Origin of the sequence: Streptomyces sp. NPDC088254 (genome assembly GCF_044740925.1) — a bacterium.
Lineage (GTDB): Bacteria > Actinomycetota > Actinomycetes > Streptomycetales > Streptomycetaceae > Streptomyces.
The window spans coordinates 1-12,963 of record NZ_JBIURQ010000018.1; the positions used below are offsets into that span (position 1 = coordinate 1).

Consider the following 12,963-nt stretch of genomic DNA (forward strand, 5'->3'; position numbering starts at 1 on the left):
TGCGGTGAAGATTCGACACCTCCACCACACACGGGGGCCTTCGCCACGATCAAGACCGACCCGCGTTAACAACGCTCGTGATCAATACACCTAGAGCCAGCCGGCGAACTCCAGCAGCAGTTCGGCGTCCCTGGGCCGCCCCACCCTGAGGGCGCGCACGCCGGACTCGACCGCCCGGAACAGGGTCCAGCCCCGCACCCGCTCCTGGTCCAGGTCCAGCGAGTCCGCAAGCTTGCGCACCCGCCGGCGCGTGGTCGACGCCCCGGACGACGAGGCGATCAGATCCTCCACCCGGTCCCGCACCAGCCGGGCCAGGTCGAAGGCGCACTCGCCCACCACCGGATCGGGGCCCACGGCCAGCCACGGCATCCGCTCACCCGCCAGCACCTTGCTCTGCCGGAACGTCCCGTGCAGCAGCCGGTGTTCGGGCGGCGCGGCCAGCAACTCCGCACGCGCCGTGAGCGCCGCGTCCACCAGCGCACTCGCCTCGGGGCCGGCCGCGGTGCCGCGCATCGCCTCCGCCTGTCGCCCGGTCCGCTCGGCGACGGTCTCGAACGACTCCCCGGCCGGCGGCTCCACCCACAGCCGTCTGAGCGTTCCCGCCGCCTCCAGCAGCGCCTTCGCCTCCGGCAGCGACCGCACCGACACATCGGGATGCAGCCGCTCCAGCACCAGCACTCCTTCGTCGGCCGGCCCCTCCTTCAGCTGTACGGCGCCCAGCCCGCCCCAGTGCGCGAGCGCGGCCCGCTCGGCCTCGGGCCGGAACCGCGGCGGGGCCAGCTTCAGCACCGCCGGCGTGCCGTCCGCGTACCGCACCAGCACCACGAGGCTGCTGCGCCCGCCCGGCACCTGCACCCGCTCCACGGTCAACTCGCGTAGAGCGGCGGCCTGTCGGGCCGCTTCGGGCAGCCCCGCCAGCCACTCGTCGCCGTCCGGCGCCGTCTCACCGAGCGCCCTGACCAGACGCGGCGGCGGTTCGAAAGTCATGCGCGAGCCGTCCCTTCGTGGTCGTGCTGCTGGATCCGGTGGTGCTTCGTGCTTCGTGCGTGCTCAGTGGTACTCGATGCTCAGCGGTGCGGGGCCGCCGGTCCGCTTCTGCCCGGCTCCGGCCGCCCGGCCGGCGTCCGCCGTCATCGAGCGGGCGCCGGCGTGGCCGAGGCTCCGGCACCCGTGGCGGCCGGATCCGGGGCCGGGCCGGCCCGCTCCGCCAGACCAGGGAAGGCTACGCTCCCCCCGCGCCAGCGAACCGCCCGGACCGCCGCCTCCCGCAGGACCCCGGCCGCCTCACGGCGCCGAGCGCCCCCGGCCGCCCGCACCAGGTCCGAGTAGACCCCGGCGACGCGCTCCTCCAGCTCCACGGCGAGCCGCACCGCCGCCGCGGAGTCCGGCACCGCGAACGGCAGCGCGTACGCCGCGCTCGCCGCCACCGGCACACCGCCAAGGTCGCGGACCTGACGCATCAGAGCGTCCCGGCGCGCCCGGTGCGCGTCATACGCCGCACGGGCCTCCGCGCGCCGCTGCTCGCCGATCCGCCCGCCGACGACCCCGTACCCGTACACCGCCGCGTGCTCGGCGGCCAGCGCGGCCTGCAGGGCCGTCATCTCGGCTGCCCGGACGGTGTCCTCCGTGCCCTGTGAGCCGCTCATCGGGTCCCCTCCGTCAGCAGATACGCGTGCGCCGCCCCGGCCGCCGCCACCGAGGCCACCAGCCGGGCCAGTTCGCCCGGCAGGCCAGCCAGGGCCGCGACCCGGCTGTCGGCCAGCGTCCGTTCGGCGGCGGCCAGCGCGGCGAGGGCGTCCTTCTCGTTCGCCGGAACGGCCGCCGCGGAGGCGGGCGGTGCGGAACGGCCGGCGGCGGCCGCCCCGGAAGCGGATGCCCCCGAAGGGGAAGCCGAAGCAGCCCCGGAGGGCGCCGCCCCCGAAGGAGAGGCCGAAGCAGCCCCGGAAGACGCCGCCCCCGAAGGCGTAGGTCCCGAAGCCCCCGTCGCGCCGCCCCCGAGCGCCTCCGTGTGCCGCACCACCTCCGCCCGGAGCGGCGTCAACCGCTCCGCCAGCCTCGGGTGCGCGGCGAGGACGGCGTCGTACCGCGCCGCCAGCGCCGCGCTGTCCCGGGCCGCACGCGCGCGTTCCCGCTCCGCCGCCGAAGGGCTGCCGCCCGGGCCCTCCTCACCGGAGTCCCCGGGCCCCGAGCAGCTCATCAGCAGGGCGGTCCCGGCGGCGGTGGCCAGCAGGGCTCTTCTGCGCGGCCCGGACAGGGTGCGCGGCGGCGGAGGGAACGGCACGGCAGACGTCCTCGGGGAACTCGAAGGGAACACCGATCAGGGCCCGCACACGCGCGGCACACCCGTGATCACCGTACCCGCGCCCCCGCCCCCCGCCGGTCACCGGCACCGCCCGGTGGACGGCAACACCCCCCGCGACCCGATACCCTTTGATCAGACACGCGACCCATCCCACAACAGCACACGCGGCCGAGGAGTCACCCGGATGAGCACCACCCAGAGCGAGAGGCTGCGAGAACTGCTGGAACCCCTCGTCGCCTCCCAGGGCCTGGACCTCGAAGAGATCGCCGTTGACTCCGTCGGACGCAAGCGGGTGCTGCGCGTCGTCGTCGACTCCGACACCGGAGCGGACCTGGACCGGATCGCCGATGTGAGCCGCGCGCTCTCGGCGAAGCTCGACGAGACCGACGCGATGGGCGAGGGCGAGTACACCCTCGAGGTCGGCACCCCCGGCGCGGAGCGTTCCCTCACCGAGCACCGCCACTACGTGCGTGCCACCGACCGCCTGGTGAAGTTCCAGCTGCGCGAGGACGGCGAACTCGTCGCCCGCATCCTCGCCGTGGACGACGAAGGCGTCGACGTCGAGGTTCCCGGAGTCAAGGGCCGCAAGCCCACCGCCCGCCGGATCGCGTTCACGGACATCGACAAGGCGCGCGTGCAGGTCGAGTTCAGCCGCAAGGACAAGCAAGACGCGCAGGACGCGAAGGACATGAAGGAAGAGGAGGAGGCGTAGCCGTGGACATCGACATGAGCGCCCTGCGGGGCTTGGTCAGGGAGAAGGAGATCTCCTTCGACCTGCTGGTCGAAGCGATCGAGTCGGCCCTCCTCATCGCCTACCACCGCACCGAGGGAAGCCGCCGTCACGCGCGCGTGGAGCTCGACCGGCAGACCGGTCACGTGACCGTGTGGGCGAAGGAGGACCCCGACGACCTCGAGGAGGGGCAGGAGCCCCGCGAGTTCGACGACACGCCGTCCGGCTTCGGCCGTATCGCCGCCACCACGGCCAAGCAGGTGATCCTGCAGCGCCTGCGCGACGCCGAGGACGACGCGACGCTCGGCGAGTACGCCGGCCGCGAGGGCGACATCGTCACCGGTGTGGTCCAGCAGGGCCGCGACCCGAAGAACGTGCTCGTGGACATCGGCAAGCTGGAGGCCATCCTGCCGGTGCAGGAGCAGGTCCCCGGCGAGACCTACCAGCACGGCATGCGCCTGAGGTCGTACGTCGTCCGGGTGGCCAAGGGCGTGCGCGGCCCGTCCGTGACGCTCTCGCGGACGCACCCCAACCTGGTGAAGAAGCTGTTCGCGCTGGAGGTGCCGGAGATCGCCGACGGGTCCGTCGAGATCGCCGCCATCGCACGTGAGGCCGGTCACCGTACGAAGATCGCGGTCCGTTCCACCCGTTCGGGTCTGAACGCCAAGGGCGCCTGCATCGGCCCCATGGGCGGTCGTGTGCGCAATGTCATGGGCGAGCTGAACGGTGAGAAGATCGACATCGTCGACTGGTCGGACGACCCGGCCGAGATGGTGGCGAACGCGCTGTCACCCGCCCGGGTGTCCAAGGTGGAGGTCGTCGACATGGCGGCCCGCTCCGCGCGCGTGACCGTGCCGGACTACCAGCTGTCGCTGGCTATCGGCAAGGAAGGGCAGAACGCCCGGCTCGCCGCCCGGCTGACCGGCTGGCGGATCGACATCCGGCCCGACACCGAGCAGGCCGGGGAATAGATCCAGGCCTCGGCACGCTCAGATCACGTCAGTTATACGCGCGGCAACTGTTCGAATCCTGCCCCGAAGGGATGAGGGCGCCGCGGGGAGGTAGACTTAACTGTGTCTGGCCGGACGCACGACCGATCATGCCCTGAACGCACCTGTGTGGGGTGTCGGGAGCGGACGGCCAAGACGGAGCTGCTGCGCATCGTGGCGGTCGAGGACGCCTGCGTCCCCGATCCTCGCGGTACGCTGCCCGGCCGGGGTGCGTACGTGCATCCCGCCTCGGTCTGTCTCGACCAGGCGGTACGCCGCCGGGCGTTCACGAGGGCGTTGCGTGCCCCGGGAGCGCTCGACACAAAGGCGTTGCGCCGGTACGTCGAGCAGACGACAGTTGCCGATCAGGCAACACCGTAAGGAAGCGTTGCGTGGAACCCCCGCGCGGCCCAGGTACCCCGCGAGTTGGAAGTAGGTCGAGATTGCGATGAGCACTCGATGAGCACGCGATGAGTACGCCCATGAAGTAGCGACGGTCCGGCCGCAACCCGGACCTAAAAGGAGCGAAGTGGCTAAGGTCCGGGTATACGAACTCGCCAAGGAGTTCGGCGTGGAGAGCAAGGTCGTCATGGCCAAGCTCCAAGAACTCGGTGAATTCGTCCGTTCGGCGTCTTCGACCATCGAAGCGCCCGTGGTACGCAAACTGACTGACGCCTTCCAGGGCGGCGGCAGCGGCAAGTCCGCCAAGCCCGCCCCGCGCAAGGCCGCCCCCAGGCCCGCGGCGCCCTCCCCGGCGCAGGCGGCCCGTCCGGGCCCGGCCGCACCCCGGCCGGCTGCCCCCAAGCCCCCGACGGCTCAGCCGCCCGCGGCTCCGGCCGCCTCGTCGGCGCCGTCCGCCCCGTCGGGCCCCGCGCCGACGACCCCCGGCCCGCGTCCGGGCCCGCGGCCCGCGCCGCGTCCGGCCCCGGCTGCCCCGGAGTTCACCGCTCCGCCGTCGGCCCCGGCCGCCCCGAAGCCGGCCGCCCAGGGTCCGCGCCCCGGCGCGCCCAAGCCCGGCGGCCGTCCCGCGCCCGGTCAGGGTCAGCAGGGCGGTCAGGGCCAGCGCCCGGCCGCGCAGGGTCAGCGTCCCGGCGGCGGCTCGCCGCGTCCGGGCGCCCGTCCGGCCGGTCCCCGTCCGGGCAACAACCCCTTCACCTCCGGCGGCAACGCCGGCATGGCCCGTCCGCAGTCGCCCCGTCCGCAGGGCGGCCCCGGCGGTCCGCGTCCCGGCGCTCCCGGTGCCGGCCCCCGTCCGCAGGCGCCCGGCGCCCAGGGCGGCGGTCCGCGTCCGCAGGCTCCCGGCGGTCCCCGTCCGTCCCCGGCCGGCATGCCGCGTCCGCAGGGCGGCGCGGGCGGTCCGCGTCCCGGCGGCCCGCGTCCCAACCCGGGCATGATGCCGCAGCGTCCCGCTGCCGGCCCCCGTCCCGGCGGCGGCCCCGGCGGCCGCGGTCCCGGCGGCGGCGGTCGTCCGGGCGGCGGCGGTCGTCCCGGTGGCGGCGGCGGCTTCGCCGGCCGTCCCGGCGGCGGTGGCGGCGGCTTCGCCGGCCGTCCCGGCGGTCCCGGCGGCGGTGGCGGCGGCTTCGCCGGCCGTCCCGGCGGTCCCGGCGGTGGCGGCGGTGGCCGTCCCGGCTTCGGCGGCCGTCCCGGCGGTCCCGGTGGCCGTGGTGGCACGCAGGGCGCCTTCGGCCGTCCCGGCGGTCCCGCGCGTCGCGGTCGCAAGTCGAAGCGGCAGAGGCGCCAGGAGTACGAGGCCATGCAGGCCCCGTCGGTCGGCGGCGTGATGCTGCCTCGCGGCAACGGCGAGACCATTCGCCTGTCGCGCGGTGCGTCGCTCACCGACTTCGCCGAGAAGATCAACGCCAACCCGGCGTCGCTCGTCGCGGTGATGATGAACCTCGGCGAGATGGTCACGGCCACGCAGTCCGTCTCCGACGAGACGCTGCAGCTCCTCGCGGGCGAGATGAACTACGAGGTTCAGATCGTCAGCCCCGAGGAGGAGGACCGCGAGCTGCTCGAGTCCTTCGACATCGAGTTCGGCGAGGACGAGGGCGACGAGGAGGACCTGATGGTCCGCCCGCCGGTCGTCACCGTCATGGGTCACGTCGACCACGGCAAGACCCGGCTCCTCGACGCCATCCGCAAGACGAACGTCATCGCGGGCGAGGCCGGCGGCATCACCCAGCACATCGGTGCCTACCAGGTCTCGACCCAGGTCAACGACGAGGACCGCGCGATCACCTTCATCGACACCCCGGGTCACGAGGCGTTCACCGCCATGCGTGCCCGTGGTGCCCGGTCGACGGACATCGCGATCCTGGTCGTCGCGGCCAACGACGGCGTCATGCCGCAGACGGTCGAGGCGCTCAACCACGCCAAGGCGGCCGACGTCCCGATCGTCGTCGCGGTCAACAAGATCGACGTCGAGGGCGCCGACCCGACCAAGGTGCGCGGTCAGCTGACCGAGTACGGCCTGGTGGCCGAGGAGTACGGCGGCGACACCATGTTCGTCGACATCTCCGCCAAGCAGGGTCTGCACATCGACTCGCTGCTGGAGGCCGTGGTCCTCACCGCGGACGCCTCGCTCGACCTGCGGGCCAACCCGAACCAGGACGCGCAGGGCATCTCCATCGAGTCCCGTCTCGACCGCGGCCGCGGCGCCGTGGCGACGGTCCTCGTCCAGCGAGGCACCCTGCGGGTCGGCGACACGATGGTCGTGGGCGACGCCTACGGCCGAGTGCGCGCCATGCTCGACGACAACGGCAACAACGTGGCCGAAGCCGGCCCGTCGACGCCGGTCCAGGTCCTCGGCCTGACCAACGTCCCGGGCGCGGGCGACAACTTCCTCGTCGTCGACGAGGACCGCACCGCCCGCCAGATCGCCGAGAAGCGCGCGGCCCGCGAGCGCAACGCGGCCTTCGCCAAGCGCACGCGCAGGTTCTCCCTGGAGAACCTGGACGCCGCGCTGAAGGCCGGCGAGGTCCAGCAGCTGAACCTGATCATCAAGGGTGACGCTTCCGGATCCGTCGAGGCGCTCGAGTCCTCGCTGCTCCAGCTGGACGTCGGCGAAGAGGTCGACATCCGCGTCCTGCACCGCGGCGTCGGTGCGGTCACGGAGTCCGACATCGACCTGGCGATGGGCTCGGACGCCATCGTGATCGGCTTCAACGTGCGCGCGGCCGGCCGTGCGCAGCAGATGGCCGAGCGCGAGGGCGTGGACGTCCGCTACTACTCGGTCATCTACCAGGCGATCGAGGAGATCGAGGCGGCCCTGAAGGGCATGCTGAAGCCGGAGTACGAGGAGCACGAGCTCGGTACGGCGGAGATCCGCGAGGTCTTCAAGTCGTCCAAGCTGGGCAACATCGCCGGTGTCCTCATCCGCTCGGGCGAGGTCAAGCGCAACACCAAGGCGCGCCTCATCCGTGACGGCAAGGTCGTCGCGGAGAACCTCAACATCGAGGGACTGCGTCGCTTCAAGGACGACGTCACCGAGATCCGCGAAGGGTTCGAGGGCGGTATCAACCTCGGCAACTTCAACGACATCAAGGTCGACGACGTCATCGCGACGTACGAGATGCGGGAGAAGCCGCGGGTGTGACGCCCACGGCGCAAGCTGCTGGCCGACGGGACCACGGTCCCGTCGGCCAGTGGCCCGTTATGGGCAGTGCCGCGGCCCACGCCCTGGGGCGGCCCCGCCGGAAACTCTGTCGAGCCTCCGGCGGGTACGCGGTACCGTTCTTGATGCCCCTGCTCCATGGAGGGCAGGGCCATCTATCCCGCGCCGGCGGGTGAACCGGCTGTACACATGTACGTGGGGACTCTGTCCTTCGACCTGCTCCTCGGCGACGTCCGGTCGCTGAAGGAGAAGCGCTCCGTCGTCCGCCCGATCGTCGCCGAGCTCCAGCGCAAGTACGCGGTGAGCGCGGCCGAGGTGGACCACCAGGACCTGCACCGCCGGGCCGTCGTCGGCCTGGCCGTGGTGTCCGGCGACGCGGAGCACCTGACCGACGTACTGGACCGTTGCGAACGGCTGGTCGCCGGCCGCCCCGAAGTGGAGCTGCTGTCGGTCAGACGCCGCTTCCACGGGGAAGACGACTGACCGGACACGGACCACACAACGCAAGCAGAAGAACAAGAACGGGAGACGGACCAGTGGCCGACAACGCGCGCGCCAAGAGGCTGGCGGACCTCATCCGAGAGGTGGTGGCCCAGAAGCTGCAGCGCGGGATCAAGGACCCGCGGCTCGGTTCCCACGTCACCATCACGGACACCCGCGTCACGGGTGACCTCAGGGAGGCGACCGTCTTCTACACCGTGTACGGGGACGACGAGGAGCGGAAGGCCGCGGCCGCCGGACTGGAGAGCGCCAAGGGCATCCTGCGCTCCGAGGTGGGCCGCGCCGCCGGCGTGAAGTTCACCCCGACGCTCGCCTTCGTCGCCGACGCCCTCCCGGACAACGCCCGCACCATCGAGGACCTCCTCGACAAGGCGCGCCAGTCCGACGAGAAGGTGCGCGAGGCGTCCGCGGGCGCCGCGTACGCCGCCGGCGCCGACCCGTACCGCAAGCCCGATGAGGACGAGACGGACGACGCCGCCGAATGAACCGCAAGCACAACGCGCCCGACGGCCTCGTCATCGTCGACAAGCCGTCGGGCTTCACTTCGCACGACGTCGTGGCCAAGATGCGCGGGATCGCGGGGACCCGCCGCGTCGGCCACGCCGGCACGCTCGACCCGATGGCGACGGGCGTGCTCGTCCTCGGCGTGGAGAAAGCGACCAAACTCCTCGGGCACCTCGCCCTCACCGAGAAGGAGTACCTGGGAACCGTCCGGCTGGGCCAGAACACCGTGACGGACGACGCCGAGGGGGAGATCACCTCCGCCACCGACGCCTCCCGGGTCACCCGGGACGCGATCGACGCCGGCGTCGCCAAGCTGACCGGCGACATCATGCAGGTCCCGTCCAAGGTCAGCGCCATCAAGATCAACGGCGTGCGCTCGTACAAGCGGGCCCGTGAGGGCGAGGAGTTCGAGATCCCCGCCCGCCCGGTGACCGTCTCGTCGTTCACCGTCTACGACGTCCGGGAGGCCGTCGCCGAGGACGGCACCCCCGTCATGGACCTGATCGTCTCGGTGGTCTGCTCCTCCGGCACCTACATCCGCGCCCTCGCCCGCGACCTGGGCGCCGACCTCGGCGTCGGCGGCCACCTCACCGCGCTGCGCCGCACCCGCGTCGGCCCCTACGGCCTGGACTCCGCGCGCACCCTCGACCAGCTCCAGGAGGAGCTGACCGTGATGCCGATCGCCCAGGCCGCCGCGGCCGCGTTCCCCCGCTGGGACGTCGACGCCCGACGGGCCCGGCTGCTCATGAACGGCGTCCGGCTGGAGATGCCCGAGGAGTACGCCGGTGTCGGCGCCGTGGCCGTCTTCGACCCGGAGGGCCGTTTCCTCGCCCTGGTGGAGGAACAGAAGGGCAAGGCCAAGAGCCTGGCCGTCCTCGGCTGACCCTCCGGCCGGACCGCCCGTGGAGCGGCGGCACACGGGGCCTGCTGTGCCGCCGCTCCACGGTCCCCCCTCGGTTCCCCCCTCCCTAGGCTGTGTCCGACGGGACACGTTCATTCACCCGTCCGGCAGGCGCTCGGAGTCAACCCGGGGGGCGCAAGGGGGCGCGTTCGCCTCGCGCGCTGGTCCTGCCGATCTTTCCGGGCCTACCGTTCGGGCTGCAGAGCGGCAGAGCTCTGCGGACGGCACACGGCAGACAGCAGCGGAAGCGGACGGGCGCAGGGGTACGACGATGAAGGAACGGCGCCCGCGCCCTGACGCGACCGCGCACCCGGACGACACCGGAGAATCGGGTGTCGCCTCCGGTTCGGGTGGTGTCGCCCCTCGGTCGGGTGCCTCCTCGCGTTCGGGTGTTTCCTCCCGCCCCGGCGACCATCCCTTCCTTCCCCCCGACCGCTCCCTCGTCCGCTTCCGCGACCCCCTGGGCCGGCCGCGCGGCGTCGGGTTCCTCGCCGACCATCACGGCACGGTGCTCACCGGCCACGAGGTCGTCGACGGCATGACGCCTCTCGTCGTGGAGGACGTCGACGGACGCGGCCACGCGGTGCACCCCGACGCGGTGACCGCGCTGCCGGAGCTCGGCCTGGCGCTCGTGCACACCGAGGGGCTCGACGGCGAGCCGCTGCCGCTCACCGTCCGCGACCACGTCGAGGCGGGTGCCTACGTCCGGCTGACCGCCGGCTGCTGGCGTGAGGCACGCGTGCTGGCCCTGGCCCCCGCGACCTACATGGCCCCGCACAGCTCCCATCTCCTCCACGGCGCACTGGAGTTGGCTATCGGCACGGCCGGCCGGGACGCGCTGCGGCGCGGCGGCGGCGCGGCGGGCGGCCCGGTGCTCGACGCCGCGACCGGCGCCGTCGTGGCCGTCCTGGGCACCTCCCTCAGCACCGGCCACCGCGAGGCCGGCTTCGCAGTCCCGCTCCGCCCCGCCCCCTCCGACGGCCCCCTCGCCGACCTGCTCGCCCGCAACGCGGCGACGGTCCCGGCCTACGGCGCCGACCTCAACCCCGCGGCCCTGCTGGAGCTGACGGCCACCTCGGTCGGCTCCGACTTCCGCACAGCGGTCCCACCGGTCGAACGCCCCGTGATCGCAAGGGAGTTCGCCGACTTCACCGAGGGCCCGGCGGCCGTGCTCGCCCTCGTCGGAGCGCCGGGCAGCGGCCGTACGACCGAACTCGCGGCGCTCGCCGCCCGTCGCGCCCGGGACCCCCGGCCGGCGCCCACCCTGTGGTTGCGCGGCGCCGACCTCAGGGGGGAGGACGCGTCGATCGCGGATGCGGCCCGGCGGGCGCTGACCCGCGCGGCCCGTATCGTGACCGCCTCCCGGCCGGTCCAGGGCGACCCCGGCGAGCTCACCCCGGAGCGACTCGCCCAGCTCGCACGAAGTGCCGGCCGCCCCCTGCTGCTGCTCCTCGACGGACCCGAGGAGATGCCCCCGGCCCCGGCGGACCGCCTGCGGGAGTGGGCCGACGGAACGGCCGGGTGGCTGCGGGAGACCGGGGCGCGGCTGGTGGTGGCGTGCCGCGCCGAGTACTGGGAGGAGGCCGGGGCCCGCTACCCCGCGGAGCTGCTGCACGGCCGTACGGCCCCGGCGCTGCCCCCGTGCGTCCTCCTCGGCGATCTCACCCCGTCCGAGGCGCGCGAGGCCCGCGCCCGCTACGGCGTCCCGGACGCCGAGCTCACCGACGCCGACGCCCGCCACCCCCTCACGCTGCGCCTCTACGCCGAGGTCCGCGCCGCCCTGCCCGAGGCCCCCGGCGCCCCCGTGGACCGCGATGCCGTGCTCGCCGCCCACCTGGACCTGGTGTGCCTGCGCGTCGCGGTGCGGCTGGCCGCCGAGAACGGCGTGCGCGGCGCCGCCGTACGACTGCTCGCGGCGAAGGTGGCCGGACAGGTCCACGAGGCCGCCCGGCGCAGCCTTGGACCGGGCCAGGGGGCGCTGGACCGCGCCGCGTTCGAGGCGGTGTTCCCCTGGGGGCCCGCGCCCGCACGGCTCGGCGGCGGCACTGGCTGGGCGTCCGCCGTCCTCGCCGAGGGCCTGTTCGTGCCCGCGGGCGCCGGTTACCGCTTCGCCCACGAGGAACTCGGCGACTGGATCCAGGGCGCCCATCTCGACCTCGACGAGGCCCTGAACGTCCTGGTGCGCGGACGCGGCCGCCGCGGCTCTCTCGACGGCACCCGCCCGCTGCCCGTCCCGCACCACCGCATCGGCCCGGTCGTCCAGGCCCTGCTGCTCCTCGCCCGCCACCACGGCCCACGGCGACTCTCCGACATCTTGGGGGAGTTGACGGCTGCGCTGCGGGCCGACCCCGACGCCTGGTGGGCCGCGCGTCTGCTGGCCGAGACCCTGCGCGGCGTCCGGGACGCCACGCCGTACCTCGGCGTCCTGCGCCCGCTGGCCGACCTCGTCGCGCGGTGGCGGGGGCGGGGGCGATCCGGCGGGCTGGCGGGTGTGGGGCCGTGGGGCCGGGCTGCTGAGCCGCCGAGTGCGTCTTCCGAGCCGCAGGGTGCGTCTTCCGAGTGGCCGGGTGCGTCTTCCGAGCCGCCGAGCGAGTTCGCCCCGGACTTCTGGGCCGAGCTAGGGCTCCCCGTCGACGCCCGTCTCGACCTCCTGCGCCGGCTGGTCGTCGCCGACGCCGCCCCGCGCGCCGCCGACGCGCCCCGTTACCTCGACGCCGTCGCCCGCCTCCTCACCGCCGACCCCCTCGCCGTACAGCCGCAGCTCACTCTCTGGTTCGACGACGAGCGCCCGCTGCCCGCGACGCCGCACGCCACCGTCGCGACGGCCGCACAGGCGCTGCTGCACACCCACCGGCACACGGCGCCGGACGACCTCGTCGAACTCCTCGCCGACCGCGCCCACGCCCGCGCCGACGAGCTCCTCGCCGTCCTGGCCGAGGAGGAACCGTCCGCACTGTGCCGGGCCGTGCACCGCTGGGCGCACGACGAACGGCCGGTCCGGCGCGTCGCCGCCACGGCGTACGCCCTGCGCGTCGCGCCCCACGCCCGCACCGCCGCCGACCGCGAACTGCTGCGTGACGCGGCCCGCGCGCTGCTCACCAGCCCTGCCGATCCCGCGCCCGCTCCGCACGAGGAAGCCGTGGTTCGTCACCACGGGGCGCTCACTCCGCACGAGGGCGCGCTCGCGTTGCTGCACGCCCTCGCAGACGCCGGCGCGCCCGCGGTGTCCCGCCGTGTCACCGCCCGCGCCGCCCTGGAGAACGGTCCGCCGTCCGTCGTGTCCCTGTGTGACGCCCCGTCCGTGCGTGGGCCGAGTCACAGCACCCATGCCGATGCGGGCCGGGGCCACCCGGCATGGCACTCTTAGAGCTGCGTACGGGTCGCTGCGTAAGCGGTCGACGAACACACGTACGAAGCAACCGA

Annotated in this window: 11 protein-coding genes; 8 read left to right on the forward strand and 3 right to left on the reverse strand. The window is 73.9% G+C overall.

What is annotated here, in order from left to right:
• Nucleotides 1-90: 90 nt before the first annotated feature.
• From ACIOC0_RS38555 to ACIOC0_RS38565, 3 genes are all read right to left on the reverse strand, one after another.
• Nucleotides 91-987, reverse strand: a complete 897-nt coding sequence (locus ACIOC0_RS38555) for an aminoglycoside phosphotransferase family protein (protein ID WP_402161503.1) — start codon at nucleotides 985-987, stop codon at nucleotides 91-93.
• A gap of 143 nt (nucleotides 988-1,130) precedes the next feature.
• A complete protein-coding gene (locus ACIOC0_RS38560; protein ID WP_402161506.1) occupies nucleotides 1,131-1,646 on the reverse strand; it encodes a ferritin-like domain-containing protein in 516 nt (171 codons plus the stop codon).
• Complete coding sequence (locus ACIOC0_RS38565; RefSeq protein WP_402161508.1) at nucleotides 1,643-2,281, reverse strand: hypothetical protein; 639 nt, start codon at nucleotides 2,279-2,281, stop codon at nucleotides 1,643-1,645. The genes ACIOC0_RS38560 and ACIOC0_RS38565 overlap by 4 nt, the downstream gene beginning before the upstream one ends.
• Before the next feature lie 205 nt (nucleotides 2,282-2,486).
• On the opposite strand from ACIOC0_RS38565, the gene rimP reads away from it, so the two are divergent.
• The 8 genes from rimP to ACIOC0_RS38605 all read left to right on the forward strand — a co-directional run bounded on the left by rimP (nucleotide 2,487) and on the right by ACIOC0_RS38605 (nucleotide 12,907).
• A complete protein-coding gene (gene rimP, locus ACIOC0_RS38570) occupies nucleotides 2,487-3,014 on the forward strand; it encodes a ribosome maturation factor RimP (protein WP_402161509.1) in 528 nt (175 codons plus the stop codon).
• Between the two features lie 2 nt (nucleotides 3,015-3,016).
• Nucleotides 3,017-4,003, forward strand: a complete 987-nt coding sequence (nusA, locus tag ACIOC0_RS38575; RefSeq protein ID WP_130444844.1) for a transcription termination factor NusA — start codon at nucleotides 3,017-3,019, stop codon at nucleotides 4,001-4,003.
• A 102-nt stretch (nucleotides 4,004-4,105) separates the two neighbouring features.
• On the forward strand, nucleotides 4,106-4,402 hold the full coding sequence (locus ACIOC0_RS38580) for a YlxR family protein (RefSeq protein WP_130444846.1): 297 nt from the start codon (nucleotides 4,106-4,108) through the stop codon (nucleotides 4,400-4,402).
• Nucleotides 4,403-4,550: 148 nt separating this feature from the next.
• Complete coding sequence (gene infB / locus ACIOC0_RS38585; protein WP_402161513.1) at nucleotides 4,551-7,616, forward strand: translation initiation factor IF-2; 3,066 nt, start codon at nucleotides 4,551-4,553, stop codon at nucleotides 7,614-7,616.
• Nucleotides 7,617-7,823: 207 nt separating this feature from the next.
• Complete coding sequence (locus tag ACIOC0_RS38590; protein WP_130444850.1) at nucleotides 7,824-8,117, forward strand: DUF503 domain-containing protein; 294 nt, start codon at nucleotides 7,824-7,826, stop codon at nucleotides 8,115-8,117.
• 53 nt (nucleotides 8,118-8,170) lie between these two features.
• Entirely contained in the window at nucleotides 8,171-8,620 is a 450-nt protein-coding gene (rbfA, locus tag ACIOC0_RS38595) for a 30S ribosome-binding factor RbfA (RefSeq protein ID WP_351096043.1), read from the forward strand.
• Nucleotides 8,617-9,522 (forward strand): tRNA pseudouridine(55) synthase TruB, encoded by a 906-nt coding sequence (truB, locus tag ACIOC0_RS38600; protein ID WP_402161515.1) that lies wholly within the window; start codon nucleotides 8,617-8,619, stop codon nucleotides 9,520-9,522. The genes rbfA and truB overlap by 4 nt, the downstream gene beginning before the upstream one ends.
• A gap of 289 nt (nucleotides 9,523-9,811) precedes the next feature.
• Nucleotides 9,812-12,907, forward strand: a complete 3,096-nt coding sequence (locus ACIOC0_RS38605) for a trypsin-like peptidase domain-containing protein (protein WP_402161517.1) — start codon at nucleotides 9,812-9,814, stop codon at nucleotides 12,905-12,907.
• Nucleotides 12,908-12,963: the final 56 nt, after the last annotated feature.

What these genes read in the sequence shown, in the direction of transcription:
- ACIOC0_RS38555 (WP_402161503.1), bottom strand. Translation starts at nt 987, where the DNA reads ATGACTTTCGAACCGCCGCCGCGTCTGGTCAGGGCGCTCGGTGAGACG.
- ACIOC0_RS38560 (WP_402161506.1), bottom strand. Translation starts at nt 1,646, where the DNA reads ATGAGCGGCTCACAGGGCACGGAGGACACCGTCCGGGCAGCCGAGATG.
- rimP (WP_402161509.1), top strand. Translation starts at nt 2,487, where the DNA reads ATGAGCACCACCCAGAGCGAGAGGCTGCGAGAACTGCTGGAACCCCTC.
- ACIOC0_RS38590 (WP_130444850.1), top strand. Translation starts at nt 7,824, where the DNA reads ATGTACGTGGGGACTCTGTCCTTCGACCTGCTCCTCGGCGACGTCCGG.
- truB (WP_402161515.1), top strand. Translation starts at nt 8,617, where the DNA reads ATGAACCGCAAGCACAACGCGCCCGACGGCCTCGTCATCGTCGACAAG.
- ACIOC0_RS38605 (WP_402161517.1), top strand. Translation starts at nt 9,812, where the DNA reads ATGAAGGAACGGCGCCCGCGCCCTGACGCGACCGCGCACCCGGACGAC.